The sequence below is a fragment of the Prosthecobacter sp. genome (assembly GCF_044373815.1).
Classification (GTDB): domain Bacteria; phylum Verrucomicrobiota; class Verrucomicrobiia; order Verrucomicrobiales; family Verrucomicrobiaceae; genus Prosthecobacter.
Genome location: NZ_JBIPNG010000656.1, coordinates 1 through 2,931 on the forward strand (window position 1 = coordinate 1; position 2,931 = coordinate 2,931).

Consider the following 2,931-nt stretch of genomic DNA (forward strand, 5'->3'; position numbering starts at 1 on the left):
ACGCCCTTGTCCGTAGGCGTGAACTCGTGGCCCATCTCTGCATAGTGGTCGCAATATTCGGCGAAGGCCGGATCCCAGCGGCGTACACTGAGACCTTCCCCGAGCCGCGCCTGCATCTGCCCGACATGCTTTTTCAAAGCTGCGGCCACTTTGGGATCGTCGCTCTCGGTGAGGGCGGTGTAGCCGTCGATGGTAAGTTTCACCTCACGGCGGATGCTGGCGTGATTGTCAAAGAGAGCGTGGATCTGCTCGCGAGCCTCAGGTGGCATCCCGCGTCCACCGCCCTGCTGGGCGCAGGAGGGCAGCGCCGCGATCATACTGAAGAGGGTGCAGAGGAACAAGGTCCTGGCGGTTGAATTTGTTTTCATGTTGTTTCTTTGTTTGACTATATGAGTCTATACGCATATATACAAACAGCGCAAACAATTTTTCATCCATGTCCTCACTCACTCATAAAAACCTTCCCGCTGTCTCCGATGAGGCGCTCGGCATGGTAGCCGCATGGTTCCGCACGCTCTCCGAGCCCAGCCGCCTGAAAATTCTGCGCACGCTGGAGGAAGGTGAGAAAAGCATCTCTGAAATCGTCGAGGCCAGCGGTCTCACGCAGGCAAACGTCTCCCGCCACACCCAGTCTCTCGTCGATGCTGGCATCGTGGGACGTCGCCGCGAGGGGTTGGCAGTGATCTGCTTCATCGCCGACCCCACCATCACAAGTCTCTGTGACAACGTCTGCAACAACCTCCTGAAGCGCCTCACTCATCAGGTGAAGGGGCTGGGTGGCTCGTGATTGCCTGGCTCCGCACGCATTATTCCCGATCAACTCAAACACCCCCACCTGAATGCAACAAAACACGACTCCTGCCCCAACGCTGACGCGCCGGAAAATGTGCGGCACGACTCTCGCAGCACTGGCATCCGCTTCTTTTTCACGCGCCGGGACGCCATCCGCCGAAAAGAAAATCACCCTGGCGTTTTTCGCGGACATCCACGGACAGCTTGAAGAGCACCCGGAAATGTACTGGGCTGGCGGCAGGGATGAAATCGTCACCGCTGGAGGGGTGGCACGCATCGCGAAACTCATGCGCGAAATCCGCGCCGCCAATCCCGAAGGCACGATCACGCTTGATCTCGGCGACACCATCCAAGGCTCCGGACATGTCGCGATGAGCGAAGGCGTCACCATGGTGGATCCCATCAATGCGCTGAAACTCGACTACTGGCTGCCAGGAAACTGGGAGGTGATCTTTGGCAAAAAGGTGCTGCTGGACATCAGTAAGAAGCTCACGGCTCCCGCTGTCGTCGCCAACATGCGCGACGAGAACACGCAGCAGCGCCTGTTCAAGCCTTACGTCATTCACAACGCCGCCGGACTGAAAGTCGCCCTCATCGGTTTCACCGATCAGGATGTCCCGATGCGTCAGCCCCCGTCCTTCAGCAAAGGCATTCACTATGAAGAGACAGACATACTTCAGCCGCTGGTGGACGAGGCAAGAAAAGAGAGTCGGGCCGATCTCGTGGTGCTGATGACCCACATTGGCCTGCCCAAAGCCATTGCTTTGGCGGAAACCCTGAAAGGTGTCGATGTCATTCTTTCTGCCGACACTCATGAACGCACGGAAGAGGCGGTGATACGAGGCAGCACCTGGGTGGTCGAAGCCGGAGCGTTCGGCTCTCATCTGGGAAAGCTGGAAATCTTCGTTCAGGATGGCAGGATCACACGGCGGGACTGGAAGCTCATCGAACTCCGCGCCAGCCGTTACAAGGAGGATGCCGCTGTGAAAGAGCTGGTGGAAAAATCCCTCGCGCCTTATCGCGACAATCTGAACCGCGTCATTGGCAGCACCCAATCACCGCTCTTCCGCTACGCGCCGGTGGAGACGCCTGCGGATGCCGTGCTTGCCGATGCGCTGCGCGCGGCAGGCGGCACCGAGATCGCGCTCTCCAATGGCTTCCGTTTCGCCTACCCCATTCCCGTGGGGAACATCACTGAAAACGACTTGTGGAACTACTATCCGATCAACTCACGGTTGAAGACCGGCAAAGTCAGCGGCACCCAGTTGCAGCAGTTCTTCGAGCGCGAGCTTGAAAACGTCTTCTCCAAAAATACGAAGCGCCTTTTCGGCGGCTGGGTCCCGAGGACATCCGGCCTTACTTTCAACTTCCATGCCGGCAGGCCCGAAGGCCGGCGCATCATCGACATGCGGATCAATGGCCAGCCGGTGCAGGCGGACCGGCTCTACACCCTCACCTCCTGTGAGCGCGAGGGCGATCTGGAAAGCACCGTGTGCCGCATGCGCGATGTGATGGATGTCCAAGTGCTCGATGTGGATGCGCACCAGGCGGTGCGCCGCTATTTGAAGGAGCACTCCCCCGTCACCATGGGCCAGCCAGGCCGGATCGTTTCGCTGGACATCTCTCCGGCCGTGCGCAGCCAGTTTATCAACTGACAATGCACCTTTTCACCACACTTCAAAGCACGCCAAAGGCCAAGGTTTTGGTGGACGGAACCACTCTCATGCTGTTCCAGTCACGCAACTATATGCGTAAACATTCATATAGATTCAACGTGTAAACATTCCATCCCCCATGGCCTCACGCACCAAAAAATCCCTGCCGCCAGTCTCCGAGGAGGCCCTCACTTTGATCGCCTCCTGGTTCCGCACGCTCTCCGAACCCAGCCGCTTGAAAATTCTGCGCGCGCTGGAGGAGGGTGAGAAGAACATCACCGAACTCGTCGCCGCCACCGGTCTGACGCAGGCGAATGTCTCACGCCATGTGCAGTCGCTCGTGGATGCAGGGATGGTTGGCCGCCGCCGTGAAGGCCTGACCGCGATCTGCTTCATCGCTGATCCGAGCATCACCGAGCTGTGTGACAACGTCTGCAACAACCTCCTCAAACGTCTCTCTAAACAGGTGAAAAATCTCGGCGGC

The 2,931-nt window shown here is 58.3% G+C and carries 3 protein-coding genes and 1 pseudogene; 3 read left to right on the top strand and 1 reads right to left on the bottom strand.

Annotated elements, in window-relative coordinates:
- A pseudogene (locus tag ACIREA_RS29825) lies at positions 1-368 on the bottom strand (hypothetical protein); the annotation flags it as partial.
- 68 nt (positions 369-436) lie between these two features.
- Between ACIREA_RS29825 and ACIREA_RS29830 the strand changes: the two are divergent.
- The 3 genes from ACIREA_RS29830 to ACIREA_RS29840 form a co-directional block, all read left to right on the top strand.
- Positions 437-787 carry an ArsR/SmtB family transcription factor gene (locus ACIREA_RS29830; RefSeq protein WP_397385962.1) on the top strand — a complete coding sequence of 117 codons (351 nt, stop codon included), beginning with the start codon at positions 437-439 and terminating at the stop codon, positions 785-787.
- A gap of 52 nt (positions 788-839) precedes the next feature.
- Positions 840-2,447: a bifunctional metallophosphatase/5'-nucleotidase gene (locus tag ACIREA_RS29835; protein WP_397385963.1), complete on the top strand. Its 1,608-nt coding sequence runs from the start codon at positions 840-842 to the stop codon at positions 2,445-2,447.
- Positions 2,448-2,586: 139 nt separating this feature from the next.
- The coding region (locus ACIREA_RS29840; protein ID WP_397385964.1) for an ArsR/SmtB family transcription factor at positions 2,587-2,931 on the top strand (345 nt) is incomplete at its 3' end.